Origin of the sequence: Pseudonocardia sp. UM4_GMWB1, assembly GCF_017312155.1 — a bacterium.
In the GTDB taxonomy this organism is placed as follows: Bacteria; Actinomycetota; Actinomycetes; order Mycobacteriales; family Pseudonocardiaceae; genus Pseudonocardia; species Pseudonocardia alni.
Genome location: NZ_QJPN01000001.1, coordinates 2041408 through 2066008, shown reverse-complemented (window position 1 = coordinate 2066008; position 24601 = coordinate 2041408). Strand labels below are relative to the sequence as shown.

Sequence of the window (24601 nt, the reverse complement as noted above, 5' to 3'; positions counted from 1 at the left end):
TCACGCCGAGCGTGACGAACCGGTGCCCGGCACCACGGCTTCGCGACGCTCGAGGTGGGCCCGGACGGAGAGGGCGAGGGACTCCGGGTACAGGAGGACGTCGACGGCGGAGGGGCGCAGGATCGTCCAGCCCGCGCGGGACAGGTACTGCTGACGCTCCAGGTCCTTGCGGGCCTGCGCCGGATCGCGGTGGTGCTCGCCGTCGTACTCGATCCCGAGTCGTACGTGCGGGTAGGAGAGGTCGATCCGGTAGGGGCCGACGGGGTGCTGCAGCACCGGTGGCGGCAGCCCGCCGTCGTGCAGCGCCAGCCGGACGCGGGTCTCCATCGGTGACCCGGCGAGCGGATCCGACAGCGCGACGAGGCCGGGGAGCCGCCGGATCCCGCGCGCGCCCGGACGCCGCCCGGCGAGGTCGAGCACCGAGGTCGGAGTGAAGCCACCGACCCGGGCCAGGGCGTCGAGAGCGATCACGGCCTCCACCCGCGGCACCCGGCGGGCCAGGTCGAAGGCGGTGCGCAGCGGCGTGGTGGCGGTGACCGTCCGGCCGGGTACGAACCTCGGTCGGCGGCCTCCGGGGACCGGGATCCGTACCCCCGGCACCAGCTCGTCCGGCGCGAGCAGGCCGCGGTGGACGAGCACGCCGCCGCGGATCCGCCGGCTGCCACCCGGCGCCACGATCTCGACCGGGACATCCTTCGGAGCGCACCGGGCGTCGTGCACCTCCGCCGCCGCCCAGCCCGCGAGCGCGACGGAACCGCCGCCGGGCACGGGGGCCCCCGTGACGGCGAGCGCTCCGACCGCCAGGGCCGCGGCCTCGCACCGCAACAGGTAGGTCACCGGCACCTCGGCGCGGACGTGCACGCCGCGCACCAGACGCCGGAAGCGTGGGCCGCGCAGCTGGTTCGGGGTGACCAGCCCGGCACGGACCGCCGTCGCACCGCAGAAGGGCCGCGAAAGATCCATGCGCCTTGGACGACACCGGCGGCTCAGCGGTTCCCCTCATCGCCGAGCGTCGCGTCCGCGTGGTCGCGACCACCGGAACGCGACACCCGGTGCCGGGGTTGCGGGATCCCCCGCTCATCCGCCACACTCGTAGCCGAACGAACATTCGGTACGGAGGTGTCCAGTGACGAGCACCGCGCCATCCCCGGCGGAGCTGGAGGAGCGGTTCGACGCGACGATCGCGGCGGACCAGCGGATCGAGCCGCGGGACTGGATGCCCGAGGCCTACCGCAGAAGCCTTATCCGGCAGATCGCCCAGCACGCGCACTCGGAGATCATCGGGATGCAGCCGGAGGGCAACTGGCTGCTGCGTGCGCCGTCGCTGCGGCGCAGGGCGATCCTGCTGGCCAAGGTGCAGGACGAGGCCGGCCACGGCATGTACCTCTACGCGGCCGCGGAGACCCTCGGCGTCGACCGCGAGGAGCTCACCGAGAAGCTGATCGACTCCAAGCAGAAGTACAGCTCGATCTTCAACTACCCGACGCTGTCCTGGGCGGACATCGGCGTCATCGGGTGGCTGGTCGACGGCGCGGCGATCGCGAACCAGGTCCCGCTGTGCCGCTGCTCCTACGGGCCCTACGCCCGGGCGATGATCCGCATCTGCAAGGAGGAGTCGTTCCACCAGCGTCAGGGCTACGAGTCGCTGCTCGCGCTGACCGCGGGGACCGAGGCGCAGAAGCGCATGGTGCAGGAGTCGGTGGACCGCTGGTGGTGGCCGTCGCTGATGATGTTCGGCCCGGCCGACGGCGACTCCCCCAACACGCACCAGTCGATGGCGTGGGGCATCAAGCGCCACACCAACGACGAGCTGCGCCAGCGCTTCGTCGACATGACCGTCCCGCAGGCGGCGGTGCTGGGCGTCACGCTGCCCGACCCGGACCTGCGCTGGAACGACGAGCGGCAGGCGCACGACTTCGGCGAACCGGACTGGTCGGAGTTCACCGCCGTGGTCTCCGGGGCGGGGCCGGCGAACCGGCAGCGGCTGGACCACCGGCGTCGCGCGCACGAGAACGGGGCGTGGGTGCGCGAGGCGGCGCAGGCCTACGCGGAGAAGCAGGGGGCACGGGCATGAGCGAGCAGGACATGAGCACCGAGCGCAGCGCAGGCGGAACGAGCATGAACACCGAGAGCAGCGCAGGCGGAACGAGCATGAACGCCGAGGGCGGCCACGGCGCCGTCCCGACGACGGGTGTCGAGACCGGGCGGGGTGCGAAGCCGAGCCGTCGCGCCTGGCCGCTCTACGAGGTCTTCGTCCGCGGCAAGCGCGGGCTCAACCACGTCCACGTCGGGTCGCTGCACGCCGCGGACGACGAGATGGCCCTGCACAACGCCCGCGACGTCTACACCCGCCGCAACGAGGGTGTGAGCATCTGGGTGGTCCGCGCCGACGCGATCACCGCGTCCAGCCCGGACGAGAAGGACCCGTTCTTCGGCCCGAGCGGGGACAAGATCTACCGGCATCCGACGTTCTACGCGATCCCGGAGGAGGTGCCGCACCTGTGAGCGGCTCCGTCTACGACGGCCTCACCGAGGAGGGCGACGACCCGCGCTGGGCGTTCGGCTCGGGGTTCGAGGACAGCGAGGCGGACATCGTCGCGCCGGTTCCCGCGGGCACCGATCCGGCGGACCTCGCGGAGTACTGCCTGATGCTCGGCGACGACGCGCTGATCCTGTCCCACCGCCTGACCGAGTGGGTCTCGAACGCCCCGGAGCTGGAGGAGGAGGTCGCGCTCGCCAACACCGCGCTCGACCTGCTCGGCCAGGCCCGGGTGCTGCTGTCCCGCGCCGGGCACCTGACCGGCCGCGACGAGGACGCGCTGGCCTACTGGCGCGAGGTGTCGGAGTTCCGCTGCGTCGGGCTCGTCGAGCCGTCCGACGACCTGGACTTCGCCCGCGCCATCGCCCGGCTGCTGGTGTTCTCCAGCTGGCGGCTCGCGCTGCTGCACCGGCTCACGGACTCCGCCGACCCGGTGGTCGCCGCCGTCGCCGCGAAGGGGGTCAAGGAGGTCACCTACCACCGTGACCACGCCGCGCGGTGGACGCTGCGCCTCGGCGACGGCACGCCGGAGTCGCACCGGCGCATGCAGGACGCGCTGGAGTGGGTGTGGCCGCACCTCGGCGAGCTGTTCCGCACCACCGACACCGAGCGACGCCTGGTCGCCGCCGGTGTCGCCGTCGACCCGGCGGACACCCGCGAGGAGGTCGACGCCGTGCTCGCGCAGGTGATCGGACGGGCCACGCTGACCGTGCCGCAGGTGCCGCCGACCGGCACGATCGGGGGCCGCGGCGGCCGCCAGGGCGTGCACACCGAGAAGCTGGAGCCCGCGCTCGTCGTGCTGCAGAGCCTCGCGCGCCGGCACCCCGGGGCGTCCTGGTGAGCGGGGCGGGCACGGTCGTCGCGCAGGTCGTCGACCCCGAGATGCCGATGCTCACCCTCGACGACCTCGGCGTGATCCGCTCGGTGTCCGAACAGGACGACACGGTGACGGTCACGATCACCCCGACCTACTCCGGCTGCCCGGCGATCGAGGAGATGCGCGCGGACATCCGCGGCGCGCTCGCCGCGGCCGGGTACACCGGCGTCGAGGTGCGGACGGTGTTCTCCCCCGCCTGGAGCACGGACTGGATCAGCGAGGCCGGGCGGCGCAAGCTCGCCGAGGCCGGCGTCGCGCCACCCGGGAGCGCCCCGCGGACGGGCGGACCGATCCCGCTGACGCTGGACGCGCCGTCGACGGTCGTGCCCTGTCCGCAGTGCGGGTCCCGGGCGACCGAGGAGCTGTCGCGCTTCGGCCCGACCGCGTGCACCGCGCTGCGGCGGTGCACCACCTGCCGTGAGCCGTTCGAGCACATGAAGGAGATCTGAGGGTGCGTGAGCATCGCAGCGAGCCCTGGCGAGCGAGGAGCGGAGCGTGCCCGGTGATCGACCGGACCGGCGAGGAGATCCGATGAGCGAGCGGCGCGCGGCGGCGTGGCAGGCCCGGGCCAACCAGGCGTACGGCCGGACGACGCTCGCCCTGGACGACGAGATCGAGGCCCTGCTGGCCGAGGACGACGCGCTGCCCGCCGGCTTCCACCGGCTCGTGGTGACCGAGGTCGACCGGCTGTGCGACGACGCCGTGGCCGTCACCTTCGACGTCCCCGAGGATCTGCGCGGGCACTACGACTTCCGGCCCGGCCAGTATCTGACCCTCCGGAAGGACACCGCCGACGGCGAGGAGCGCCGGTCGTACTCGATCTGCTCCGCCGCCGGGACCGCACCGCGGGTGGGGGTGCGCCGGGTCGACGGCGGCCTGTTCTCCGCCTGGCTGGTCGACGAGGTGAGCCCGGGCGACGTCGTCGAGGTCGGCCCGCCGGCCGGGTCGTTCACCCCCGAGCTGACCGCGGGCACGCACCACGGACTCGTCGCCGCCGGGTCCGGGATCACCCCGGTGCTGTCGATCGCGGCGTCGCTGCTGGCCGCGCACGACGACACCCGCGTCACCCTCGTCTACGGCAACCGGCGGACCGACACGGTGATGTTCACCGAGGAGATCGCCGACCTGAAGAACCGCTACGGCCCGCGGCTGCATCTGCTGCACGTGCTCTCGCGCGAACCCACCGAGGCCGAGATCGTCAACGGCAGGCTGGACGCCGACCGGCTGCGGCTGCTGTTCACCGCGCTGGTCGACACCGGCGACGTCGACGACTGGTGGCTGTGCGGCCCGCTCGGCATGACCGAGGCCGCGGTCGCGGTGCTCGGTGAGCGGGGCGTCGAGCGGCGCCGGGTGCACCGCGAGCTGTTCTACGTCGACGAGCCGCCGCCGGAGGTCGACCGCCACGAGCCCGAGCGGGACGGCGACGGCGCGCAGGTCACGGTCGTCCTCGACGGACGGTCGACGACGCTGGCCGTCCCGGCGGGCGAGTACGTCCTCGACGCCGCCCAGAAGGTCCGTGGCGACCTGCCGTTCGCCTGCAAGGGCGGGGTGTGCGGGACGTGCCGGGCGAAGGTGACCGGCGGCGAGGTGACCATGCGGCGCAACTACGCGCTGGAGGACGACGAGGTCGCCGCCGGGTTCGTCCTCACCTGCCAGTCCCGCCCGGTGACCGACACCGCCACGGTCGACTACGACGCCTGATACTGGCGGGCATGACCACGTCGCGGCGCGGCCACCCGGTCGGACCGACCGGGTCGGTCGTGGTGCGCGCGCTCGGCCTGCTCGACGCGTTCGGCCCCGACCGGCCCGCGCTGTCGCTCAGCGACCTCGCCCGGCACGGTGGCGTCCCCCTGTCGACCGCGCACCGGCTCGTCGCCGACCTGGCGGCGTGGGGCGCGCTGGAACGTGACGACGAGGGCCGCTACCGGATCGGGCTGCGCGTCTGGGAGCTCGGCGCGCTCGCCCCGCGCGGGCAGGCGCTGCGCGAGACGGCGCTGCCGTTCCTGGAGGACCTGTCCCGGGTCACCCGGGAGAACGTGCAGCTCGCGGTGCGCGAGGGCGCCGAGGTGGTGTTCGTCGAGCGGCTCGCCGGCTCCGGCGCGGTCCCGGTGCAGACCCGGGTCGGGGGGCGTTTCGCGCTCACCGCGACCGGGGTCGGGCTGGTACTGCTCGCGCACTCGCCGCCGGAGCTGCAGGACGAGGTACTGGGCGCAAGGATCGAGCGCTACACCCCGTTCACGGTGACCGACCCGCAGCGGATGCGCCGCATGCTCGCCGACGTCCGCCGCGACGGCCACTCGGTCAGCGACCGGCAGGTCACCGACGACGCGCTGTCGGTCGGCGCCCCCGTCTCCGACGCCCGTGGTCAGGTCGTCGCGGCCGTCTCGCTCGTCGTGCGGCACGGCAGCGTGTCCGCCCGCGCGCTCGCCCCGCTGGTGCGCACCACCGCCGCCGGGATCAGCCGCGCGCTCAGCACCTCCACGCGCTGAAACCCTTCCATTATCCGGAAGGAACGTACGGCGCGGCCCCCGTCGCCCCGCATCCTCGCTGCACCACCACGACCGCGCGGAGACGACGGAGTCCCACCATGCGCCCATCCCCCGCGGCGGACACCGTCCGCCGCCTGCTCGACGACGCACCGATGTCCCGGTACCAGTGGGGCGCGGTCGCGGCGTGCGTCCTGCTCAACGTCCTCGACGGCTTCGACGTGCTGGTCATGGCCTTCACGGGCCGCTCGGTCGCCACCGAGTGGGACCTGTCCGGCAGCCAGCTCGGGCTGCTCCTGTCCGCGGGCCTGGTCGGCATGGCCGCCGGTTCGGTCCTCATCGGACCGTGGGCCGACCGCGTCGGGCGGCGGCCGATCGTGCTGGGCTGCCTGGTCGTGGCGGGCCTCGCCATGCTGGGCTCGGCCGCGGCGCAGTCCCCCGGCCAGCTCGGCGCGCTGCGACTGATCACCGGGCTCGGCGTCGGCGGCATCCTCGCCACCAGCAACGTCGTCGCCGCGGAGTACGCCTCGGCCCGCTGGCGGGGGCTCGCGGTCAGCCTGAACTCCACCGGCTACGCGATCGGGGCCGTCCTCGGCGGCGTGCTCGCGGCCACGCTGATCGGGCAGTTCGGCTGGCGGTCGGTGTTCCTCGCCGGGGGCCTGGCGACCCTGGCCGCGGTCCCGCTGGTCTGGTGGCGGCTGCCGGAGTCCCTGGACTTCCTGCTCGTGCGCCGCCCGGCCGGGGCGCTGGAGCGGGTCAACGCGCTGCTGGCGCGGATGGGGCACGCGGCGCTGCCCGCCCTCCCCGACGGCGCTCCGGTGCGGACCGGCGTCGCCGCGGGGTACGGGGCGCTGCTGCGCCCGGCGCTGCGCCGCACCACGGTGCTGCTCTGGATCAGCTTCTTCTGCGTGATGGCCGGGTTCTACTTCGTCACCAGCTGGACGCCGACCCTGCTGGTCGAGGCCGGGCTCTCCCCGGACGCGGGCATCGCCGGCGGCACCCTGCTCAACGTCGGCGGCATCTTCGGTGCCGCCGGGCTCGGCCTGCTCGCCGCCCGGTTCGCGCTGCGGCACGTGCTCGCCGGATACCTGCTGGCCACCGCGGTGCTGCTGGCCGTGTTCATCGCCAGTACCTCCTCGCTCGCGGTGGCGTTCGTCGTCGCCGCGCTGGTCGGGCTGTTCGTCAACGGCTGCGTCGCCGGGCTGTACGCGATGGCACCGACCTCCTACGGCGCCGACGTGCGCACCACCGGCGTCGGCACCGCGCTCGCGGTCGGCCGGTCCGGGGCGATCCTCGCGCCGACCCTGGCCGGGTCGCTGCTCGACGGTGGAGCGACCCCGCAGTCGCTCTACCTGCTCTTCGCGGCCGTGTTCGTCGGCGCGGCCGCCCTCGTCCTGCTGCTCCGCCGATCCGACACCCCCACCACCCAGGGAGTCCCCGCATGAGCTCGATCCCCCGCGACCAGTGGTACGTCGCCGCCTACTCCGCCGAGATCGGCCGCGAGCTGTTCGGCCGCACGATCTGCGACGAGCCGATCCTGTTCTGGCGCACCGAGGCCGGCCAGGTCACCGCGCACGCCGACCGCTGCGTGCACCGCCGGTTCCCGCTGTCCCAGGCCCCGAGCCGGCTCGTCGGCGACACCGTCGTCTGCGGCTACCACGGCTTCACCTACGGCGCGGACGGGAAGTGCGTGGCGGTGCCGGGGCAGAACCGGGTGCCGCGCACGGCCCGGCTGGCGGCCTACCCCGTCGTCGAGCAGGACTCGCTGATCTGGGTCTGGATCGGGGACCCGGAGCGCGCCGACCCCCTGCGCATCCCCCGCGCGACCTACCTCGACGACGCCGCGTGGACCACGGTGCGCGGGATGGAGCCGCTGGCCGCACGGTTCTCGCTGCTGGTGGACAACCTGCTCGACCTGTCCCACGAGACCTACCTGCACGGCGGCTACATCGGCACCCCCGAGGTCGCCGCCACCCCGATCTCCACCGAGGTCGACGAGGACGCCGGCGTCGTCTACGTCTCCCGGCACATGGCCGACGCCGAGTGCCCGCCGTTCTACGAGCGCTCCACCGGCCTGTCCGGGCGGATCTCGCGCTGGCAGGACATCGAGTACACCCCGCCGTGCCTGTACAAGCTGCACTCCCGGATCGCGCCGGTCGACTCCGTCCCGCACGCCGACGGCTCCGACCCGGACGCCTTCCACGTCGAGGTCGTCTACGCCATCACCCCGGAGACCGAGCACTCCACACACGACTTCTGGATGGTCGCGCGCGACTTCGCCCTGGCCGACGTCGAGGTCTCGGCGTTCCTCGCCGAGCAGAACCGCACCGTCGTGCTGCAGGACGTCGAGGCACTCGACGTGCTGGAGAAGGTGATCGCCACCGAGCCGGCGGGCTACCAGGAGCTGTCGGTCAACATCGACACCGGCGGGCTCGCCGCGCGCCGGATGCTCGCCCGGATGGCCGGCGCGGCACCGGCGGTCCCGTCCCCGGCGCCCGCCCGGTGAGCGCGATCCCCGAGGCCCCGCCCGTCCTGCACGGGCACCGTGTCCAGCGCATCCACTGGGTGCTGGGCACCGACCTGCTGCGCGCGGTGTGTCACTGCGGCGCCGAACGCGTCTTCGACGACCCGGTGCCGCTGTGGGACTGGCTGCTGGGCTGCCCCGTGGACCACGAGACCTGGAGTACGTCGTGACCGAACCCGAGCTGCGCCTCGAGGTGGAGAAGAAGGAGCTCCTCGCCGACGACGTCGTGCTGCTGACCCTGCGCGACCCGTCCGGCGCCGAGCTCCCGGAGTGGACGCCCGGTGCGCACCTCGACCTCGTCCTGACCGCGGACCTCGTCCGGCAGTACTCGCTGTGCGGGGACCCCGGCGAGCGCTCGGTCTACCGGGTCGCGGTGCTGCGCGAACCCGCCGGGCGGGGCGGCTCGGCGCACGTGCACGACGTCGTCGCCGAGGGCGACACGGTGCTCGTCCGCGGGCCGCGCAACCGGTTCGCACTCGTCGACGCCCCGGGCTACGTGTTCGTCGCCGGCGGGATCGGCATCACCCCGCTGGTCCCGATGATCGCGGCGGCGCACGCCGCGGGCGCGGACTGGCAGCTCGTCCACGGCGGGCGCAGCCGGGCGTCGATGGCGTTCACCGAGCTCGCCGGGCGTCACCCCGACCGGGTGGCCCTGGTGCCGCAGGACGAGGCCGGGCTGCTCGACGTCGCCGGGATCCTGGCCGCGGCCGCCGGGCGACCCGTGTACTGCTGCGGGCCGGAGGGGCTGCTCGCCGCCGTCGAGGCCGAGGGGGAGCGTCTCGGCGTGCCGGTGCACGTCGAGCGGTTCTCCGCCCGGCCCGGCGCGCTCGACGGCCCGGACGAGGCGTTCGAGGTGGAGCTGTCGGGGTCGGGGACGGTCGTCGCTGTCCCGGCGGGCTGCTCGATCCTCGACGCCCTGGAGGGCGCCGGGATCGCGACGCTGTCCTCGTGCCGGGAGGGGACCTGCGGGACCTGCGAGACCGGGGTCCTCGCCGGCGAGCCGGACCACCGGGACTCGCTCCTCACCGAGGAGGAGCAGGCGTCGAACGAGGTGATGATGCTGTGCGTGTCGCGCTCCCGGTCGCCGCGGCTGGTGCTCGAGCTCTGAGGCCGGGCGCCCCGTAGGGTCGGGCGCGTGTTCGTCAAGGTGTGCGGGCTGCGGACCCCCGGTGACGTCGACGCGGCCGTGGCCGCCGGCGCCGACGCGGTCGGGTTCGTCGTGTATCCGCCGAGCCCCCGCCACGTCGACCCGGCCGACCTCGGTGCGCTCGTCGCCCGGGTGCCGGACGGCGTGCGGTCGGTCGTCGTCGTCGCCGACCTGCCCGCCGACCGGGCCGCGGCGGTGACCGCCGACGCCGGCGCCGACGTGCTGCAACTGCACGGCCGCTACACCCGCGACGACTTCACCGCGGCCGCCCGCGCGCCGATCACCCTGTGGCGGGCGACCTCGCTGGCCCACGACCCCGACCTCACCGTGGGCCTGTACGGCGAGGACGTGCTGCTGCTCGACTCCCCCGTCGCCGGGTCCGGCGAGCGCTGGGACGCCGAGGCACTCGACCCGCGACCGGCCGGGAGGTGGCTGCTCGCGGGCGGGCTGGACCCGGACACCGTCGCCACCGCGGTGCGCCGCGTCCGGCCCTGGGGCGTCGACGTCTCCAGCGGCGTCGAGTCGTCCCGCGGTGTGAAGGACCACGCCCGCATCCGCGACTTCGTCGCCGCCGCCCGCGCCGTGGGCTGAGGACCGCGCGGCCGATCCGATCAGCACGTTTCCGCCCCACCGGGGGCCGCAACGTGCTGATCGACGTGGCTTGACGGCGTGGCGGGGTGGGGCGTGTGCAGCGGCAGCCCTCGAGAGATGCATGACCTCGCCGGATCGTGCATTATTCCGGCGATCAGGCACCGTCTCGACGTCGAGGAGCCGTCATGGCCGCGGGCGCACTGCAGGGCAAGGTCGCGATCGTCACCGGGGGTGCGTCCGGCATCGGCCGGGACGACAGGCGGAGCATCTGATGGCGCTCCCCCTGGACGGGCTGCTCGTCGTGTCCTGCGAGCAGGCCGTCGCCGCACCGCTGGCGACCCGGCACCTCGCCGACCTCGGCGCCCGCGTCATCAAGATCGAACGCGAGGGCTCGGGCGACTTCGCCCGCGACTACGACGAGACCGTCCACGGCATGTCCAGCCACTTCGTGTGGCTGAACCGGTCCAAGGAGTCGGTCACCCTCGACCTCAAGTCCGACGACGGCCGCGCCACGATGCTGCGGCTGCTGGACCGGGCCGACGTGTTCGTGCAGAACTTCGCCCCGGGCGCCGCCGAGCGGCTCGGGCTCGGTGCCGCGGCGCTGCGCGAGCGGTACCCGCGGCTGGTGACCTGCTCGATCTCCGGCTACGGCTCGTCCGGCCCGTACCGCGACGCCAAGGCCTACGACCTGCTCATCCAGTCCGAGGCCGGCCTGGTCTCGATCACCGGCACCGAGGACGCGCCCGCGAAGAGCGGCATCCCGGCCGCCGACATCGGCGCCGGCATGTACGCCTTCTCCGGCATCCTGTCCGCGCTCTACGAGCGGGAACGCACCGGGCAGGGCACCGACCTGGAGGTCAGCCTGTTCGACTCGCTGGTGGAGTGGATGGGCTACCCGCTCTACTACGCCGGCTACGGCGGCACCGCCCCGAAGCGGACCGGCACCAGCCACGCCGCGATCGCCCCGTACGGCACCTTCTCCGCCGGGGACGGCACCGACGTCGTCCTGTCGATCCAGAACGAACGGGAGTGGGCGACGTTCTGCGAGGTCGTGCTGGGACGCCCGGAGGTCGCGACCGACCCGCGGTTCGCGAGCGGCCGGGCCCGGGTGGAGAACCGGCCCGACCTGCACGCCGAGATCGACACCGTGTTCACGGGCCTGACCGGCGACGAGCTCGTCGCGCGGCTGGTGGAGGCGCGGATCGCGCACGCCCGGCAGCGCGAGGTCGGTGAGGTGCTGGAGCACCCGCAGCTCGCCGCGCGCGACCGGTGGACCGAGGTCGGCAGCCCGGTCGGGCCGCTGCGCGCGCTGCGGCCGCCGATCACCGTCGCCGGACGGACCGCGCGGATGGACCCGGTCCCGGCCGTCGGCGAGCACACCGACGCCGTCCTCGCCTGGCTCGACGAGCGGTGAGCACGAAACGCGACCGGATCGTCGACGAGCTGCGCCGCGACATCCTCGGCGGCGGCCTCGCCCGCGGGACGCCGCTGCGCCAGGACGAGCTGGCCCGCCGGTTCGGCGCGTCCATCACCCCGGTCCGCGAGGCGCTGAGCCTGCTGTCCGCGGAGGGGCTGGTCGTCGCCGAGCACCACCGCGGGGTGCGGGTCGCCGGCGTCGATGTGGACCGGGTGACCGCGACCTACGTGGTGCGCCGGCTCACCGAGGCCCACGCGGTCCGCCGCGCGACGCCGCGGGTCTCGCGGCACGACCTCGCCCGGGCCCGCGCCGTCCTCGACCGCCCCGCCGACGACCCGGCCGCCGCCCGCGAGCGGAACCGCGAGTTCCACTTCCTGCTCTACGACCGGTGCGGCGTGCCCGCACTGCCGGAACGGATCGCCGCGCTGTGGCAGGCGTTCCCGTGGGACCTGACCCTGCACGACGACGACCGCGCCGCCGCCTCGGCCGCCGAGCACCGGGCGATCCTCGACGCGGTGACCGAAGGCGACGCCGACCGGGCCGCCGCCGCGACCGAGGAGCACGTGGCGGGCGGGTTCGCCTCGCTGCTCCGGGCGCTCGGCGGGGCGCGCGCCGGGGACCCGTTCGACGACTAGGGTCGCGCGGATGGACTGGGTACGGCACGCGATCTGGTGGCACGTGTACCCGCTGGGGTTCACCGGGGCCCACCCCGACCGCGGCGACGGCGCGGACCACTCGCTGCGACGGATCGTCGGCTGGCTCGACCACGCCGTCGCGCTGGGGGCGAACGGGCTGCTGCTCGGCCCGGTGTTCGCCTCGGCCACCCACGGCTACGACACCACCGACCACCTGCGGATCGATCCGCGCCTGGGCTCGGACGCCGACTTCGACGCGCTCGTCGCCGAGGCGAAGGGACGCGGCCTGCGGATCCTCCTCGACGGCGTGTTCAACCACGTCGGCCCCGAGCACCCGCGGCTGCTCGCCGCCCGCGCCGACCCCGGCGGGCCGGACGACGCCTGGTTCCGGCACACCGACGACGGGGAGATCGCCGTCTTCGAGGGCCACCCCGGCCTGCACACCCTCGACCACGACAACCCCGCCGTCCGCGACCACGTCGCCGACGTGCTCTGCCACTGGCTCGACCGCGGCGCCGACGGGTGGCGGCTCGACGCCGCCTACACCGTCCCCGACGACTTCTGGGCCGACGTGCTCCCCCGCGTCCGCGAGCGCCACCCGGATGCCTGGTTCCTCGGCGAGGTCATCCACGGCGAGCACGACGCGGTCACCGCCGCCACCACGATCGACGCGCTCACCCAGTACGAGCTGTGGAAGGCGATCTGGTCGAGCCTCAACGACGGCAACCCGCACGAGCTGGCGTGGGCGCTGCAGCGCCACGACCGGTTCGTCGCCGCCGCGGTGCCGAACACCTTCGTCGGCAACCACGACGTCACCCGGCTCGCGTCGCAGCTGCACGACCGCCGCCACATCGAGCTGGCCGTCGCCGTGTTGTGCACCGTCGGCGGCACCCCCTCGGTCTACGCCGGCGACGAGCTCGGCCTGACCGGGGTCAAGGAGGAGCGGGCCGGCGGCGACGACGCGGTACGCCCCGAGTTCCCCGCCGACGGGTCCCTCCCCTCCGGCGCCGACCCGCACGTCCTGGCCGTGCACCAGGAGCTGATCGGCCTGCGCAGGCGTCACCCCTGGCTGTACGACGCGCGGACCGAGGTGGCCGAGGCCACCGACGACCGGCTCGTCTACGTCAGCCACGGCGACGGTGGCGCCCTGCGGGTCACCCTCGACTACGCCGCGGGCACCTGGGACGTCCAGGACGTCTGACCCGACCTCGGCAACAGGTGGATCACGGTTGATCCTTCCGGCCGAGCGGCCCGCCACTCGCAGCACCGCGACGGCCGGTGGTCGCGGACCGGCCCCACGCGGACAACCCGATCCGTACGGTCGATCACGGAACGGTCACGGTCCTGATCCCCAGCAGGACCCGCGCGCCCCGCTCCCCAGGCACCCGGGCGCAGCCGACTCCGACGAGGAAGGACGCCCTGCGTGCCGAGGAACATCCCCGGCTCCGTGGCGGCCCGGCGCTCCCCGAGCCGGACCGACCCGAGCCGACCCCTGCCGTCGACGACCGTCGTCACCCGTGACGTCGGCCCGGAGCGGGGCGGGAGGCACCGCCGCGCGGGGCGGGCCCGCACCCTGCAGGCACTCACCTCCGCGCTCGCCGGTGGCGGCCTCGTCGCCGCGCACGCCGCGACCGGCGGTGGGCTCCCCCGGGTCGACGACCTCGCGTTGCAGGCGTTCAGCACCCCGGCCGCGGACGCCTCGCTCGCCGACGCGGTCCCGGCCACACCGACGGCGCACGCCGGCGCGGCCCGGTCGCTGGCCGAGCCGCCGCCCCCGGTCGACGTCGACGCGATCGTCGGCGCCGCGGACGGTGCGGTCGGCTCCGCGGTGAAGGCCCGCGACGAGGCGCGCGAGCGCGCCCGTGCCGCCGCGCGCGAGGCACGGGATGCGGCCGCCCGCGCCGCCGACTCCGCGCGGTCCTCGGCCGGGACCTCCGGCGCCCCCTCGGATGACGGCCCGACCGGGTCCACCACGTGTGCCCTGGGCACCGCGGGCATGGAGGGCGTCGCCGCGAACGTGGCGACGGCCGGGGAGAAGCTGCGCTGCCTGTTCGGCGTCGACTCCGTGCTGGGCATCGGCAGCCGCGGCAACGCCTCCGACCACCCCAGCGGCAAGGCTCTGGACTTCATGGTCGACAAGGCGACGGGCGACCGGCTCGCCGCCTACGCCCGGCAGAACCGGGACGAGCTCGGGATCTCCTACATCATCTGGCAGCAGCGCATCGACACCGGCAGCGGCTGGAAGGCCCAGGAGGACCGGGGCGGGGCGACGGCGAACCACATGGACCACGTGCACATCTCGTTCACCTGACGTCTCGACGACGATCGCCGCGTCCGAGGGGTCCGGTGCCGTTCCCGGCACCGGACCCCTCAGCCGTGACGATCTCCGCTCAGCCCAGCAGCGTCCGCATCTCCGCGATCTCCGCCTGCTGGGCGTCGACGATCTGCTGCGCCAGCTCCCGCGCCCGCGGGTCCGCCCCGGCGTCGAGCTCGGCGCGGGCCATGGTCACCGCCCCCTCGTGGTGGGCGATCATCATCTGGAGGAACGACCGGTCGAACGCGGCGCCGGACGCGCGCCCCAGAGCGGCCATCTGCTCGTCGGACATCATCCCGGCCATCCCGGCCATGTCGCCGTGACCGCCGTGGTGGTCCGCGGCGGGTGCGGCGCCCCAGTCGGCCAGGAACCCCCGGAGCCGGCCGATCTCCGGGCCCTGGGCCGCCTCGATCCGGGCGGCGAGGTCGCGCACCCGGGCTCCGGCGCGGTCGTCGGCGAGCCGCGCCATCGCGACCGCCTGCTCGTGGTGCGGGATCATGCCCTGGGCGAAGGCGACGTCGGCGCTGCTCGACGAGGCCGCGGGCGGGGCGGACGCTCCCCCGCCGGCACAGCCGGTCAGGACGAGGGCAGCGGCCAGTGCCGTGGCGGCGAGCGCCACGTTCGTGCGTGTCATGTGTCGGTACTCCCGTGTCGTGGGTGCTCGGCGGCTCCGGCGCTCTCCCGCGCCGGAGGCCGGTCACGTCCGCGACACGCAGAGCAGCGCGAGCCGTCGCGGGACCGGGGGCGGACGGGCCACCGGTGCGGTCCGCGGACTCCCCGGGCCGGCCGGCCCCCGCGACGACGGCAGCGGCGCGAACCCGGCCAGCAGCACCGCCGCAGCCAGGACGACCCCGGCCGCGAGCACGGCCAGGCACAGGTGCAGCAGGTGCGACGCCCCGTCGTGGGGCACGCCGCGCGGGTCGGGATGCGCGGCCCCCTGAGCCCCGGCGGGCGCGACCCCGTGCGGGCCGGGATGCGCCGGCCCCGGGGCGTCGTGGAGCGTGCCCCCGTGCGTGACGACGGGTGCGGCGGCGGGAGCGTGGTGTACACCGGAGGACACGGGCGGCGCCGCGAGCGCGTGCATCCCCAGCAGCCCGAGCAGCACCGGCAGCACGAGCACGAGCAGCCGGGTCCGGTCCGTCACACCCCGCACGCTACAGGCACGGTAGATACCATTACCCCCTAGGGGTATGGTGACGGTGGACCCCGAGGAGGACGCGATGCCCGGCTACGCCGACACCAAGGACGCGCACGTCAAGCGGATGCGCCGGATCGAGGGCCAGGTCCGCGGCATCACGAAGATGATCGAGTCCGACAAGTACTGCATCGACGTGCTGACCCAGGTCGCCGCGGTCAACAAGGCCCTCGAGGCCGTCGCGCTGGGCCTGCTCGACGAACACCTGAAGCACTGCGTCGCCGACGCCGCCACCGAGGGTGGCCCCGTCGCCGAGGAGAAGATCCGGGAGGCCAGCGCGGCGATCGCCCGGCTGGTCCGTTCCTGACACCCGACGTTCTTGAGACCCCGCACCCAGGAGAGAGCACGATGAGCACCGCCAGCTACACCGTCACCGGCATGACCTGCCAGCACTGCGTCGCCTCGGTCACCGAGGAGATCGGCGAGATCTCCGGCGTCACGGACGTGGCCGTCGACCTGCCGACCGGCGCCGTCACCGTCATCAGCGACGGCGAGGTCTCCCCCGACGCCGTCCGTGACGCCGTGCACGAGGCGGGCTACCAGCTCGCCTGAGCACCCCCCTGACCGCCCACCCGGCGCGGGTCGCCACCGCCACCCGCGCCGGGTCACCCCCGGAGGACCGACCATGAGCGACACGTCCCCGGCCCACGGACCCGTCACCGCGCTGCCCCGCGCAGCCGCGACCGGGACCGTCGCCGAGAGCGATGCCGACAGCACCGTCACCGAGATCGAGCTCGCCGTCGGCGGCATGACCTGTGCGTCCTGCGCCAACCGGATCGAGCGCAAGCTCAACAAGCTCGACGGCGTCAGCGCGACCGTCAACTACGCCACCGAGAAGGCGCGGATCAGCGCCCCGGGCGGCGTCGGGCTCGAGACCCTGCTCGGGACCGTCGAGGCCGCCGGCTACACCGCCACCCCGCCGAGCGCCGGGGCCGACGAGGACCCCGAGCGCGACCTGCGCGACCTGCGGAACCGGCTCATCGGGGCCGCCGTGCTGTCGGTGCCGGTCGTCGTCCTCGCGATGACGCCCGCATGGCAGTTCGTCGGCTGGCAGTGGGTGTCGCTGCTGCTGACACTGCCGGTCTGGGGCTGGGCGGGCGCGCCGTTCCACCGCGCCGCCTGGACGAACCTGCGCCACGGCGCCGCCACGATGGACACCCTCGTCTCGATGGGGACGACGGCCGCGCTCGCCTGGTCGCTCTACGCGCTGTTCCTCGGCACCGCCGGGATGCCCGGCATGGTGCACCCCTTCGAGCTGACGATCTCGCGCACCGACGGCAGCGGGAACATCTACCTGGAGGTCGTCGCCGCGGTCGTCACGTTCGTGCTGGCCGGGCGCTACGTCGAGCTCCGCTCCCGGCGCCGGGCCGGTGCCGCGCTGCGCGCGCTGCTGCAGATGGGTGCGAAGGACGTGACCGTGCTCCGTGACGGCGCCGAGGTGCGCGTCGCCGTCGAGGAGCTCGCCGTGGGCGAGGAGTTCGTCGTGCGTCCCGGGGAGAAGGTCGCCACCGACGGCGAGGTCGTCGACGGCCGCTCGGCGGTCGACGTCTCGATGCTGACCGGTGAGTCGGTGCCGGTCGAGGTCCGGGCAGGCGACGCCGTCGTCGGCGGGTGTGTGAACTCCGGCGGGCGGCTCGTCGTGCGGGCCACCCGGGTCGGCTCGGACACCGCGCTCGCGCAGATGGCGCGACTGGTCGAGGAGGCGCAGAACGGCAAGGCCGAGGTGCAACGCCTGGCCGATCGGATCTCCGCGGTGTTCGTGCCCGTCGTCGCCGTGATCGCCGCCGCGACACTGCTGGTCTGGATCCTCACCGGCGCACTCGCCTCGACGGCGTTCACCGCCGCCGTCGCCGTACTGATCATCGCCTGCCCCTGCGCGCTCGGGCTGGCCACGCCGACCGCGCTGCTGGTCGGCACCGGGCGCGGCGCCCAGACCGGCATCCTGATCAAGGGCCCGGAGATCCTGGAGTCCACCCGGCGGGTCGACACCGTCGTGCTCGACAAGACCGGCACCGTCACCACCGGGACCATGGCGCTGACCGGCGTGCACACCGCCGACGGCACCGACGAGGCGACCGTGCTGCGCCTCGCCGGGGCCCTCGAGAGCGCCTCGGAGCACCCGGTGGCCGCCGCGATCGCCGGTGCGGCGACCGAGCGGGTCGGTGACCTGCCCGCCGTCACGGACTTCACCAACCACGAGGGCCTCGGTGTGCAGGGCGTCGTCGACGGCCACGCCGTGCTCGTCGGCCGTCCGCGGCTGCTGGAGCAGTGGTCGGTCCCGCTGCCCGACGACCTCGCCGCGGTCGCCGCGGACGAGGCCGCGCGGGGCCGTACGACGGTCGCCGTCGCGTGGGACGGGGCCGCCCGTGCCGTGTTCGTCGTCGCCGACACCGTGAAGCCGACGTCGGCCGAGGCGATCGCGGAGTTCCGCAGGCTCGGGCTGCGCCCGGTGCTGCTCACCGGGGACAACCGGGCCGTCGCCGAGACCGTGGCCCGTGAGGTCGGCATCGAGCCCGGCCCGGACACCGTCATCGCCGACGTGCTGCCTGCGGACAAGCTCGCCGTGGTGGAGCGGCTCCAGGAGCAGGGCCGGGTCGTCGCGATGGTCGGCGACGGGGTGAACGACGCGGCCGCGCTCGCCCGGGCCGACCTGGGCCTGGCCATGGGCACCGGCACCGACGTGGCGATCGAGGCGTCGGACATCACCCTGGTCCGGGGTGACCTGCGGGCCGCGGCCGACGCCGTCCGGCTCTCCCGGCGCACCCTGGGCACGATCCGGGGCAACCTGTTCTGGGCGTTCGCCTACAACACGGCCGCGATCCCGCTGGCCGCGTTCGGGTTGCTCAACCCGATGATCGCGGGAGCGGCGATGGCGTTCAGCTCGGTGTGCGTGGTGCTCAACAGCCTGCGGCTGCGCCGGTTCCGCCCGCTGGCGGACTGACCCCTGCTCGGCGTCGTCGGTGCGGAACTCCGACGACGCCCTCCGACAGGTCGTCGGCGCTCGTCGTGCGTGCGCGGTGATCGGAGTGGTGTTGGGGGCGGCCCCGCCGGCTGCAGGATCTCAACCGACAGGACCTGAGCCGGCGTACGCCCCGGGTACGAGCGCCGACGTGGACCTGACGTACCCCGTCGGCGGCCGGCCACACGTCACCGCTCCGCCGGATGCAGATCCGGGCTGCGGTCGGCCGGTCCGGCGTGCACGTGGTCCAGGCAACGCCGCAGGTGCAGCACGATCCCCGACGCGGCGAGGCTGTCCTCCCAGCCCGCGCGCTGGGAGTCGAGCCGGTCGGTGACCCGGTCCAGCGCGTCCCGGGCGGCGGCCAGGTGGCGGCGGTGCCCGTCGAGCCCGGCGGGTGCGGGGCCGCGGGTCAGGTGCGCGAGCTCCGCCGACCGGATCGCGGTGGCCAGGTCGCCCATCGCCTCCGCGACCGGGGTGCGCAGCGCGGGGTCGAGGACGAGCACGGTGCGCTCGGCCCACGCCGTCTGGGCCAGGACCGTGCTGATGTCGCGGACGAGCACCGCGAGCTGTTCCAGGGTCTGCGCGGCCTCGTAGAGCTGCTGGCCGCGGGCCCGGTAGGCACGTGCCCGCAGGTTGGCCCGCCGGCCGGCGTCGGCGGAACGGACCGCCTCCCGGGTCGCATCGATCAGGGGCTCGAAGTGGTGGCGGTGGCGTGTCCACTCCTCGCGCTCCGGCGGCCACTGCTCGGCCAGGACCTCGGCCATCTCCTGCAGGTGGTCGGCGATGCCGTCACGCAGCCGCGCCACCACGCGGTGCGCGCGGGCGTTCTGCGGCGGGGGCGGCAGGACCAGGGTGACCGCGACCCCCACGAGCACCCCCAGCAGGGTCTGCCCCAGGTAGCCGGCCATGAACCCGGACGGGTCGGTGGCGCCGATGAGGATGGTGAACAACGCCGCGGTCGGGATCAGGTCCCGGGCGGTGGCCAGCACGGGGGCGGCACCCGCCGCGATCCCGGCCAGCACGGCCGCGGCGACCGCCCACCACTGCGCGCCGCCCAGGTGCAGGGCGGCGGCGCCGAGACCGACACCGAGCCCGGTGGCGAGCACGGCGTGCAGGCTCTGGCGCAGCGAGTCGAAGACGGTCGGATAGCAGACGAGCAGGGCACCGAGCGGTGCGTAGTAGGGGTACTGGCCGAGCACACCGGGGACGAGGGTGGCGAGGTACCAGGCCGCGCCGGCTGCGGCGCCGGCCCGCCACGCCAGTCGCATGCGGTGGCGCAGCCCCTCGGTGAACGGGGAGGCCGGGGAGTTCGGGTGGTGCGGGATCAACGACGGCTCCGTCGGTCGTGCAGATGTTGCGGGAAGCGGGGCCGGCTGTTCGACCGCGGAGGAGCCCTGGCCACCCGACGGCCGCGGGGAACGCGGTGGAGTCCGGGGTGGCGCCGTGCGCACATGGGCGCGGGCCGCCGGAGGACTACCCACGACCGCGCGGCGCAAACCCGGGCGGTGGCAGGATGTGCCGGTGCGCGCCATCGTGATCGGCCACGACCACGTCGCCGGCCTCGGGGCGCTGGGACCGGCCCTGGAACGACGCGGGATCCGTCCGGAGTGGACGACGGTGGTGCCCGCGGACCGGTACGACACCCCGGACGTCGACGCCGGGTTCCCCGACCCGACGGGGGCCGGCCTGGTGGTCACCCTCGGCGCGCCGTGGCCGAGGGAGCGGATCGCGGGGTGGGCGGTCCGTGAGGTCGCGTTCCTGCGCCGGGCGCACGACGCCGGTGTGCCGGTGCTGGCGATCTGCTTCGGCGCCCAGCTCCTCGCCGAGGCGCTCGGCGGCTCCCGGACGACGCTGCCGGCCGCCCGGATCGGATGGCACCCGGTCGACCCGGCCGATGGCCGCCTCCCGGCCGGGCCGTGGTTCTGCTGGAACGCCGAGCAGCTCGTCGCACCGACCGGGGCGGAACTGCTCGCCGCCGGCGGGGCCGGACACGAGGCGTTCGTGGCCGGTCGCAGCGTGGGCGTGCAGTTCCACCCCGAGATGACCGTGGACCTGCTGGAGCGCTGGTACACCCTCGGTGTGCCCGACGGCCTCGACGCGCGGGCCCTGCGGGCGGCGACGGCGGCCCAGGACCCGCAGCGGCTCGCCGAGCGGGCCGAGCGGGTCCTGGCGCTCGCGCTCAGGCCCCCAGGAAGTGCTCCAGGGTGATCGGCAGCGACCGGACCCGCACGCCGGTGGCGTGGTGGGCGGCGTTCGCGACGGCCGCGGCCACCCCGACGATCCCGATCTCCCCGATCCCCTTGGCGCCCACCGGGTTGACGTGCGGGTCGTCCTCGTCGACCCACTCGGCGTCGATGTCGCCGACGTCGGCGTTCGCCGCCACGTGGTAGCCGGCGAGGTCGTGGTTGACGACGTGCCCGCGGGCCGGGTCGACGACGCCCTCCTCGTGCAGCGCCATCGACAGCCCCCACACCATCCCGCCGAGGAACTGCGAGCGCGCGGTCAGCGGGTTGAGGATGCGGCCCGCGGCGAACACCCCCAGCATCCGCGGCACCCGGATCTCGCCGGTGTCGGCGTGCACCGCGACCTCGACGAAGTGCGCCCCGTGCGCACCCATCGCGTACTCGGCCATCGCCGGGTTGTGCCCGGCGACGCCGTCGGCCTCCGCCGCGTCCTCGGGGTCGGTGCCCCACTTGTCGCGGAACCGGTCGGCGGCCTCGACGATCGCCGTCGCCCAGGACGCGGTACCCGCCGACCCACCGGCCATGGTCGCGTGCGGCAGCCCGGTGTCGCCGAGGTTCAGGTCGACCTGCGCGGGCGGCACCCCGAGCGCCTCGGCGGCGATCTGGGTGAGCACCGTGCGGGCGCCCTGCCCGATGTCGGCCGCGGCGATGTCCACCCGGTAGCGGCCCGGCGCACCGGCACCGCCGTCGGCGTACCGGATCGCGGCGGCGGAGCCGGGCATCGCGAAGCTCGGGAAGAACGCGGCGGCCACGCCGGTGCCGTGCCACCAGCCGTCGACGAGCCGGGTGCGCGGGCGCGGGTCCCGGTCGGCCCAGCCGAACCGCTCGGCGCCGCGCTGCAGGCAGGCCACGAGGTTGCGACTGGAGAACGGCCTGCCGGTGTCGGGGTCGACGTCGGGCTCGTTGCGGATCCGCAGCTCGACCGGGTCGATCCCGAGCGCGACGGCGAGCTCGTCCAGCGCGGACTCCGCGCCGAAACTGCCGGGCGCCTCGCCGGGTGCGCGCATGTACGTCGGCGTGGACAGGTCCAGCGGCACGACCCGGTGCGAGGTCCGCCGGTGCGGCGACGCGTAGAGGTGCCTGCTGATCACTGCGGTCGGCTCGCCGAACTCGGCCATCCGCGCCCCGGACTCGACGACGTCGTGGCCGAGGGAGTGCAGCCGCCCGTCGGTCCCGGCACCGAGCCGGACCCGCTGCACGGTCGCCGGGCGGTAGCCGGTCAGGTCGGTCATCTCGCGGCGGGTCAGCGCCAGCTTGACCGACCGTCCGGGGACCGCCCGGGCGGCGACGACGGCCAGCACCGACCCGCCGTGCAGCGTGCCCTTGGTACCGAACCCGCCGCCGACGTGCGGTGAGACGACGGTGACGTCGTCGTCGCCGATACCGAACATCTGCGCGAGCTCGCGCCGGGCCGACCACACCGCCTGGGAGGCCTCGAACAGCGTGAGGTGGTCGCCGTCCCAGCGGGCGACGGTGCTGTGCGGCTCCATCGGGTGGTGGTACTCGATCGGCGTCGTGTAGGTGGCGTCGACCTGCACGGGAGCCTCGTCGAACGCCGTCTCCGGGTCGCCGGTGCGCGTGTCCGGCGGGAACGCGACGACGACCTCGGGGGTGTAGGCCTCGGCCGATCCCGGGTCGAACGCGGTGGTGGCGGGCTCGGCGTCGTAGCCGACGACGACGAGGTCGGCCGCCTCCCGGGCCGCCTCGGCGGTCTCAGCGAGCACCGCGGCGACGTACTGGCCGCGGTGGTGCACCTCGCCGGACTGCAGCACCGACTGCTCGGTGGTGGCGCTGCCGTCGATCCGGGGCGCGGTGTCCGGGGTGAGCACCGCGACCACCCCGGGGACCGCGGCCGCGGCGGTGGTGTCGACGGCGCGGACCCGGCCGCGGGCGACCGTCGCGCCGACGCCGCGCAGGTGCAGCGGGTCGACCGCGTCCTGCTCATAGGCGTAGACGGCGTTGCCGGTGACCTTGGCGGGGCCCTCGATCCGGGTGTGCGACGTGCCTGCGGCGCCGTCGGTCCGGGTGCCGGGGGTGACGGTGCTGGTCATGCGGCCTCCGTCCGGTGCGCGGCGAGGCCGCGCAGGGTGGCGGTGACCGTGCCGGCCACCAGCGGGATCTTGAAGGCGTTGCCGCCGACGGCGGTGTCGACGGCGCGGGCGTCGGCGGTCTCGGCCGTCGCGGCTGCGCGGAACGCCTCGTCGGTGGCGGGCCCGCCGAGCAGCGCCTGCTCGGCGCGGCGCGCCCGCCACGGCCGGTGCGCGACCCCGCCGAGGGCGATCCGCACGTCGCGGACGGTGCCGTCGTCGGCGACGTCGAGGGCCGCGGCGACCGACACCAGCGCGAACGCGTACGAGGCGCGGTCGCGGACCTTGCGGTAGGTGGAGTGCGCGGCGACCGGCAGCGCGGGCAGCTCGACCGAGGTGATCAGCTCCCCGTGCTCCAGCACGGTGTCGCGGCCCGGGTCGTCGCCGGGCAGCCGGTGCAGCTCGGTGGCGGCGACGGTGCGCTCCCCGTCCGGGCCGAGGACGTGCACGCGGGCGTCGAACGCGGCCAGCGCGACCGCCATGTCCGACGGGTGGGTCGCGATGCAGCCGCCCTCGGGTGCGCCGAGGATCGCGTGGTGGCGGGCCCAGCCGTGCTGCGCGGAGCAGCCCTGCCCGGGGTCGCGCTTGGTGCAGGGCGCGGTGAGGTCGGCGAAGTAGGAGCAGCGGGTGCGCTGCAGCAGGTTCCCGCCGGTCGTCGCCATGTTGCGCAGCTGCCCCGAGGCCCCGGCGAGCAGCGCCGCGGACAGTGCCGGGTAGTCGCGCCGGACCCGCGGGTCCACGGCGACGTCGGTGTTGCGGGCGCCCGCGCCGATGGACAGGCCGCCGTCGGGGGTCGGGGTGATCCCGGTGGGCAGCAGGCCGGTGACGTCGACGAGCGTGCCCGGCTCGACCAGGCCCAGCTTGAGGTGGTCGACGAGGTTGGTCCCGCCGGCCAGGTAGGCGGCGGACGGGTCGGCGGAGACGACCGCGACCGCTGCCGCGGCGTCGCCGGGACGGGTGTAGGCGAACGGCTTCACCGCGACGCCCCCGTCCCGGTGCCCACGGCACCGACGGCGTCGACGATGCCGGAGTAGGCGGCGCAGCGGCACAGGTTCCCGGACAGGCGCTCGGCGATCTCGGCGCGGTCCAGCACGGCCGGTCCGTCGCCGGACAGGTCGGCGGTGACCGCGCTGGGGTGCCCGGCGTGGGCCTCGTCCAGCATCCCGACGGCCGAGCAGATCTGGCCGGGGGTGCAGTAGCCGCACTGGTAGGCGTCGTGCGCGACGAAGGCCTCGGCGAGCGGGTGCAGGTCCGCACCGGTGCCGAGGCCGTCGGCGGTGGTGACCGCGGCGTCGTCGTGGGCGACGGCGAGCGAGAGGCAGGACAGCACGCGGCGGCCCGGCCCCTGTTCACCGGGTGCGGCCAGCAGGACGGTGCACGCACCGCACTGGCCGTGGTCGCAGCCCTTTTTGGCGCTGGTCACGCCGAGCCGGTCACGCAGCGCGTCGAGGACGGTGGTCCGGGTGTCGACCGTCAGCTCGTGGCGACGGCCGTCGACGGTGAGGGAGATCGTGGAGTCCACGATGGTGCGCTCCTTCGGGAGACGGAGTGGAGAGCTCGAAACGGAGCCTCCTCCGGAAATATAGG

At 74.9% G+C, this 24601-nt stretch carries 26 protein-coding genes; 19 read left to right on the top strand and 7 right to left on the bottom strand.

The window, feature by feature from the left end:
* Positions 1-963, bottom strand: a complete 963-nt coding sequence (locus DMP15_RS10055; protein WP_073577393.1) for a DUF559 domain-containing protein — start codon at positions 961-963, stop codon at positions 1-3.
* A gap of 163 nt (positions 964-1126) precedes the next feature.
* On the opposite strand from DMP15_RS10055, the gene paaA reads away from it, so the two are divergent.
* The 15 genes from paaA (at position 1127) to DMP15_RS09980 (ending at position 14527) form a co-directional block, all read left to right on the top strand.
* The gene (gene paaA / locus DMP15_RS10050) at positions 1127-2074 is read left to right on the top strand and encodes a 1,2-phenylacetyl-CoA epoxidase subunit PaaA (RefSeq protein WP_073577392.1); all 948 of its coding nucleotides are present in this window, start codon (positions 1127-1129) and stop codon (positions 2072-2074) included.
* Between the two features lie 44 nt (positions 2075-2118).
* Positions 2119-2505: a 1,2-phenylacetyl-CoA epoxidase subunit PaaB gene (gene paaB, locus DMP15_RS10045; RefSeq protein ID WP_139282956.1), complete on the top strand. Its 387-nt coding sequence runs from the start codon at positions 2119-2121 to the stop codon at positions 2503-2505.
* The gene (paaC, locus tag DMP15_RS10040) at positions 2502-3380 is read left to right on the top strand and encodes a 1,2-phenylacetyl-CoA epoxidase subunit PaaC (RefSeq protein ID WP_073577390.1); all 879 of its coding nucleotides are present in this window, start codon (positions 2502-2504) and stop codon (positions 3378-3380) included. Before paaB ends, paaC begins: the two co-directional genes overlap by 4 nt.
* On the top strand, positions 3377-3865 hold the full coding sequence (gene paaD, locus DMP15_RS10035) for a 1,2-phenylacetyl-CoA epoxidase subunit PaaD (protein WP_304580188.1): 489 nt from the start codon (positions 3377-3379) through the stop codon (positions 3863-3865). Before paaC ends, paaD begins: the two co-directional genes overlap by 4 nt.
* A gap of 82 nt (positions 3866-3947) precedes the next feature.
* Complete coding sequence (gene paaE, locus DMP15_RS10030) at positions 3948-5117, top strand: 1,2-phenylacetyl-CoA epoxidase subunit PaaE (protein ID WP_083658962.1); 1170 nt, start codon at positions 3948-3950, stop codon at positions 5115-5117.
* Between the two features lie 11 nt (positions 5118-5128).
* On the top strand, positions 5129-5905 hold the full coding sequence (locus tag DMP15_RS10025; RefSeq protein WP_073577389.1) for an IclR family transcriptional regulator: 777 nt from the start codon (positions 5129-5131) through the stop codon (positions 5903-5905).
* Between the two features lie 98 nt (positions 5906-6003).
* Positions 6004-7347, top strand: coding sequence for an MFS transporter (locus DMP15_RS10020; protein ID WP_073577388.1), 1344 nt, complete (start codon positions 6004-6006; stop codon positions 7345-7347).
* Entirely contained in the window at positions 7344-8408 is a 1065-nt protein-coding gene (locus DMP15_RS10015) for an aromatic ring-hydroxylating dioxygenase subunit alpha (protein ID WP_337825750.1), read from the top strand. The genes DMP15_RS10020 and DMP15_RS10015 overlap by 4 nt, the downstream gene beginning before the upstream one ends.
* Complete coding sequence (locus tag DMP15_RS10010) at positions 8405-8596, top strand: hypothetical protein (protein ID WP_073577386.1); 192 nt, start codon at positions 8405-8407, stop codon at positions 8594-8596. The genes DMP15_RS10015 and DMP15_RS10010 overlap by 4 nt, the downstream gene beginning before the upstream one ends.
* Complete coding sequence (locus tag DMP15_RS10005) at positions 8593-9534, top strand: PDR/VanB family oxidoreductase (protein WP_167409936.1); 942 nt, start codon at positions 8593-8595, stop codon at positions 9532-9534. Before DMP15_RS10010 ends, DMP15_RS10005 begins: the two co-directional genes overlap by 4 nt.
* A gap of 27 nt (positions 9535-9561) precedes the next feature.
* Complete coding sequence (locus DMP15_RS10000; RefSeq protein WP_073577385.1) at positions 9562-10164, top strand: phosphoribosylanthranilate isomerase; 603 nt, start codon at positions 9562-9564, stop codon at positions 10162-10164.
* A gap of 271 nt (positions 10165-10435) precedes the next feature.
* Positions 10436-11578 (top strand): CaiB/BaiF CoA transferase family protein, encoded by a 1143-nt coding sequence (locus tag DMP15_RS09995; protein WP_073577384.1) that lies wholly within the window; start codon positions 10436-10438, stop codon positions 11576-11578.
* A complete protein-coding gene (locus DMP15_RS09990) occupies positions 11575-12216 on the top strand; it encodes a GntR family transcriptional regulator (protein WP_073577383.1) in 642 nt (213 codons plus the stop codon). The genes DMP15_RS09995 and DMP15_RS09990 overlap by 4 nt, the downstream gene beginning before the upstream one ends.
* Positions 12217-12226: 10 nt before the next feature.
* Positions 12227-13417 carry an alpha-amylase family glycosyl hydrolase gene (locus DMP15_RS09985; RefSeq protein ID WP_073577382.1) on the top strand — a complete coding sequence of 397 codons (1191 nt, stop codon included), beginning with the start codon at positions 12227-12229 and terminating at the stop codon, positions 13415-13417.
* Between the two features lie 222 nt (positions 13418-13639).
* A complete protein-coding gene (locus tag DMP15_RS09980) occupies positions 13640-14527 on the top strand; it encodes a hypothetical protein (protein ID WP_312888863.1) in 888 nt (295 codons plus the stop codon).
* Between the two features lie 79 nt (positions 14528-14606).
* On the opposite strand, the gene DMP15_RS09975 is transcribed toward DMP15_RS09980, so the two are convergent.
* Together DMP15_RS09975 and DMP15_RS09970 are read right to left on the bottom strand one after the other, a co-directional pair.
* Positions 14607-15164, bottom strand: coding sequence for a DUF305 domain-containing protein (locus DMP15_RS09975; protein WP_337825749.1), 558 nt, complete (start codon positions 15162-15164; stop codon positions 14607-14609).
* 63 nt (positions 15165-15227) lie between these two features.
* Positions 15228-15674 (bottom strand): DUF6153 family protein, encoded by a 447-nt coding sequence (locus tag DMP15_RS09970; protein WP_179762132.1) that lies wholly within the window; start codon positions 15672-15674, stop codon positions 15228-15230.
* A 76-nt stretch (positions 15675-15750) separates the two neighbouring features.
* Between DMP15_RS09970 and DMP15_RS09965 the strand changes: the two genes are divergently transcribed.
* The 3 genes from DMP15_RS09965 to DMP15_RS09955 all read left to right on the top strand — a co-directional run bounded on the left by DMP15_RS09965 (position 15751) and on the right by DMP15_RS09955 (position 18666).
* Positions 15751-16032 carry a metal-sensitive transcriptional regulator gene (locus DMP15_RS09965; protein ID WP_073577472.1) on the top strand — a complete coding sequence of 94 codons (282 nt, stop codon included), beginning with the start codon at positions 15751-15753 and terminating at the stop codon, positions 16030-16032.
* Between the two features lie 41 nt (positions 16033-16073).
* Positions 16074-16277 carry a heavy-metal-associated domain-containing protein gene (locus DMP15_RS09960; RefSeq protein WP_337825748.1) on the top strand — a complete coding sequence of 68 codons (204 nt, stop codon included), beginning with the start codon at positions 16074-16076 and terminating at the stop codon, positions 16275-16277.
* A gap of 196 nt (positions 16278-16473) precedes the next feature.
* The gene (locus DMP15_RS09955) at positions 16474-18666 is read left to right on the top strand and encodes a heavy metal translocating P-type ATPase (RefSeq protein WP_337826686.1); all 2193 of its coding nucleotides are present in this window, start codon (positions 16474-16476) and stop codon (positions 18664-18666) included.
* A 206-nt stretch (positions 18667-18872) separates the two neighbouring features.
* On the opposite strand, the gene DMP15_RS09950 is transcribed toward DMP15_RS09955, so the two are convergent.
* Positions 18873-20012, bottom strand: a complete 1140-nt coding sequence (locus DMP15_RS09950; protein ID WP_073577378.1) for an FUSC family protein — start codon at positions 20010-20012, stop codon at positions 18873-18875.
* 193 nt (positions 20013-20205) lie between these two features.
* On the opposite strand from DMP15_RS09950, the gene DMP15_RS09945 reads away from it, so the two are divergent.
* On the top strand, positions 20206-20892 hold the full coding sequence (locus tag DMP15_RS09945) for a type 1 glutamine amidotransferase (RefSeq protein ID WP_337825747.1): 687 nt from the start codon (positions 20206-20208) through the stop codon (positions 20890-20892).
* Here DMP15_RS09945 and DMP15_RS09940 read toward each other — a convergent pair.
* The 3 genes from DMP15_RS09940 to DMP15_RS09930 are packed head-to-tail and all read right to left on the bottom strand — an operon-like array spanning position 20864 to position 24536.
* Positions 20864-22978: a xanthine dehydrogenase family protein molybdopterin-binding subunit gene (locus DMP15_RS09940; protein WP_337825746.1), complete on the bottom strand. Its 2115-nt coding sequence runs from the start codon at positions 22976-22978 to the stop codon at positions 20864-20866. The two genes, DMP15_RS09945 and DMP15_RS09940, sit on opposite strands and share 29 nt — an antisense overlap.
* Positions 22975-23991, bottom strand: coding sequence for an FAD binding domain-containing protein (locus DMP15_RS09935; protein WP_179762127.1), 1017 nt, complete (start codon positions 23989-23991; stop codon positions 22975-22977). Before DMP15_RS09935 ends, DMP15_RS09940 begins: the two co-directional genes overlap by 4 nt.
* Positions 23988-24536: a 2Fe-2S iron-sulfur cluster-binding protein gene (locus DMP15_RS09930; protein WP_337825745.1), complete on the bottom strand. Its 549-nt coding sequence runs from the start codon at positions 24534-24536 to the stop codon at positions 23988-23990. Before DMP15_RS09930 ends, DMP15_RS09935 begins: the two co-directional genes overlap by 4 nt.
* Between the last annotated feature and the right edge of the window lie 65 nt (positions 24537-24601).

Coding starts and splice junctions, on each gene's coding strand:
- paaE (WP_083658962.1), top strand. CDS start 3,948: ATGAGCGAGCGGCGCGCGGCGGCGTGGCAGGCCCGGGCCAACCAGGCG.
- DMP15_RS10020 (WP_073577388.1), top strand. CDS start 6,004: ATGCGCCCATCCCCCGCGGCGGACACCGTCCGCCGCCTGCTCGACGAC.
- DMP15_RS09975 (WP_337825749.1), bottom strand. CDS start 15,164: ATGACACGCACGAACGTGGCGCTCGCCGCCACGGCACTGGCCGCTGCC.
- DMP15_RS09955 (WP_337826686.1), top strand. CDS start 16,474: ATGACCTGTGCGTCCTGCGCCAACCGGATCGAGCGCAAGCTCAACAAG.
- DMP15_RS10025 (WP_073577389.1), top strand. CDS start 5,129: ATGACCACGTCGCGGCGCGGCCACCCGGTCGGACCGACCGGGTCGGTC.
- paaB (WP_139282956.1), top strand. CDS start 2,119: ATGAACACCGAGAGCAGCGCAGGCGGAACGAGCATGAACGCCGAGGGC.
- DMP15_RS10055 (WP_073577393.1), bottom strand. CDS start 963: ATGGATCTTTCGCGGCCCTTCTGCGGTGCGACGGCGGTCCGTGCCGGG.
- DMP15_RS09985 (WP_073577382.1), top strand. CDS start 12,227: ATGGACTGGGTACGGCACGCGATCTGGTGGCACGTGTACCCGCTGGGG.
- DMP15_RS09960 (WP_337825748.1), top strand. CDS start 16,074: ATGAGCACCGCCAGCTACACCGTCACCGGCATGACCTGCCAGCACTGC.
- DMP15_RS09940 (WP_337825746.1), bottom strand. CDS start 22,978: ATGACCAGCACCGTCACCCCCGGCACCCGGACCGACGGCGCCGCAGGC.
- DMP15_RS09995 (WP_073577384.1), top strand. CDS start 10,436: ATGGCGCTCCCCCTGGACGGGCTGCTCGTCGTGTCCTGCGAGCAGGCC.
- DMP15_RS10015 (WP_337825750.1), top strand. CDS start 7,344: ATGAGCTCGATCCCCCGCGACCAGTGGTACGTCGCCGCCTACTCCGCC.
- DMP15_RS09965 (WP_073577472.1), top strand. CDS start 15,751: ATGCCCGGCTACGCCGACACCAAGGACGCGCACGTCAAGCGGATGCGC.